Source organism: Microbulbifer sp. S227A, assembly GCF_049800935.1.
In genome coordinates, this window is record NZ_JBNAFZ010000046.1 from 1 (window position 1) to 2,501 (window position 2,501).

Annotated in this window: 1 protein-coding gene and 1 pseudogene; both read right to left on the reverse strand. The window is 59.5% G+C overall.

Features of this window, described 5'->3' with window-relative positions; genetic code table 11:
• Window positions 1-7: 7 nt before the first annotated feature.
• Window positions 8-910, reverse strand: a pseudogene (locus ACP15R_RS27370) (IS3 family transposase); the annotation flags it as partial.
• A 9-nt stretch (window positions 911-919) separates the two neighbouring features.
• A complete protein-coding gene (locus ACP15R_RS27375; RefSeq protein ID WP_020042027.1) occupies window positions 920-2,281 on the reverse strand; it encodes an IS110 family transposase in 1,362 nt (453 codons plus the stop codon).
• Window positions 2,282-2,501: the final 220 nt, after the last annotated feature.

Sequence of the window (2,501 nt, forward strand, 5' to 3'; positions counted from 1 at the left end):
TAGTTTCCTAGACACCTGCCTTTCCCAGTTTGAGCTGTCTTTTTTCAAAGTCAACGGGTGACAGCATTCCGTTATTCGTATGCTTTCGCTTTGGGTTGTAGAACAGCTCGATGTATTCAAAGACATCTCGCCGGGCTTCCTCGCGTGTCCGGTATTTCCGCCGTCTGACCTTTTCCCGCTTCAGGAGCTGAAAGAAGCTCTCGGCAACAGCGTTGTCATGGCAATTGCCGCGACGGCTCATGGAATGTTCCAGATTGTGTTCTCGCAGGAAGGCAGCCCATTCACGGCTGGTGAATTGGACGCCTTGATCTGAGTGGATCAACAGGCCCGATCCGGGCTTTCTCCTCCAGATCGCCATGAGCAAAGCCTGCACCGCCAGTTCTGAGGTCTGGCGAGACTGGATGGCCCAACCCACGACACGCCTTGAGAACAGATCAATGACGACACAGAGATACGCAAATCCTTCGTGCGTGCGCAGGTAAGTGATGTCTGTCACCCAAGCCCTGTCTGGCGCAACGACCGTGAACTGACGATCCAGCGTGTTGTCGACCACGACGGATGGCTTACTGCCGTACACTCCAGGCTTCTTCTTGTAGCCGATCTGCGCCTGAATACCTGCAAGGCGCGCCAGACGGGCAACCCGGTTCTCGGACACGGCCTCGCCCATGTCGATCAGGTCGTCATAGATTTTGCGGTAGCCATAAATCTTGCCGCTCTCGTTCCAGGCGTCTTTGACCAGCTTGGTTTGACGTTTATCCTCCAACGCGCGCTGGCTTAACCGTTCTTTAACCCATGCATAGAAGCCGCTCGGGTGGACACTTAACATCTTGCAGAGAATACGAACGGGATGCTGCCGACGATGCGCGTCAATAAACGCGTACCTCACTTTGCATCCCTGGCGAAGTACGCGGTGGCCTTCCTAAGAAACAGCCGGTTCAGGCAAAACGGGCGCCAAGGCATAGCCCAGGGTCTTTGCGCGCCGCTGGAGGTTCGCGAGAACGCGCTGGCGGTGTCGCTCATCATAGGCTGCGGCGCCCTGATCCTGATAAGTCATTCCATGCCGGATGGCATTGTAGAACAGGACGGCGATCTTGCGGGCGGTCGCCGTCACCGCCTTCTGCTTTCCGATCCGCGCCGAGAGACGGCGATAGAAGGCGCCCAGAGCGGTGTCGCTGCGTCCGATGGTTGTGGCGGCCAATCGCAACAGGGCCGCCGCCCGGCTCGAGGAGCGCCGCGTCTTCGACGACAGAAGCTTGCCCCCGGAGATCTTGTTGCCGGGTGCCAGGCAGAGCCAGGATGTGAAGTGCTTTGCCGTCTTCCACGCGCGCAGATCAGTGCCGCACTCAGCCACCAGCTTCAGCGCCAGCGAAGGACCAAGGCCATGTATCTGGGTCAGGTCGGTTCCCAATACCCCGTAGAGCGCTGCTCGCACGTCGAAGGCCGGTGCATTGACTTGCCTGCCTTTGATCCGGGCCTTCGGCAGCGGCGGCCGATCGTCCCCTCCCTTGACTGAGAGGGCGGCAACAGCCGCCTCCAGCCGCTGATCGCATTCCTCGATCTTGGCTTTGTAGAAGTCGTAAAGGTCAAGCGACTGCGCCAGAGCAAAGACATGTTCCGCCCGGTCATTGCCCACAAGTGCTGCCCGGATCGTCTCCGGCGAGGATTTGCATCGCACATCCCGGTAATCGGCCAGCACATCCGGATCGCGCTCACCCGCGACGATGGCGCGAATGATCTTCATGCCGGTCGCACCGGTGATGTCGGAGACGACATGGTGCAGCTGTAAGTTCATCTCCATCAGCGCCTTCTGCATGTGTTGAATATGCGCGGCCGCATACTCTGTCAGACGTTCGCGCTGGCGCATGTAAGCACGCAGGGTTGCGATCTCGGCTTCGGGGCGGAAACTACCACGCAGCAGGCCGTAGGAATGCAACTGGCGCAGCCATCCTGCATCGCTGACATCGGTTTTGCGGCCGGGCACGTTCTTGGCATAACGGGCATTCACCAGGATCACCTCGAAGCCTCGGGCCTCGAGGATCTCGAACGCCGGGATCCAGTAGACGCCGGTGGATTCCATGGCCAAGCTGGTGACGCCGCAAGACCGGAACCAGTCGGCGAGGTCGTGCAGATCCTGGGTGAACGTGCCGAAGGCGCGCACCGGCATGTCACAGCTGGACGGGTTTACCGCTGCCATGTGCATCGTCGAGCCGATGTCGATCGCGGCTGCATTGGGATTGACCATCTTCAGGTCCGGGTGGTCGCCGGTCGTAAGTCTGGGCATGATATCTCCTCCGTTCAGAACGAAGGGCGTGGGCCATGCAAGTTCGTCATCTTCCTATCCGGGATCGCCGCGAGCGCGCCGTCACCAATCTCAAGTGCGCATCAGCCCATGTGCCACGTTTTTTAACGGGGTCCAGCCCACCAATAAGCCATCGGCAACTGCCCTTCGCTACGAGCTTAGCACAAGCTGTTGCTACCGCGCACAGGCGGGCTGTGGCCCG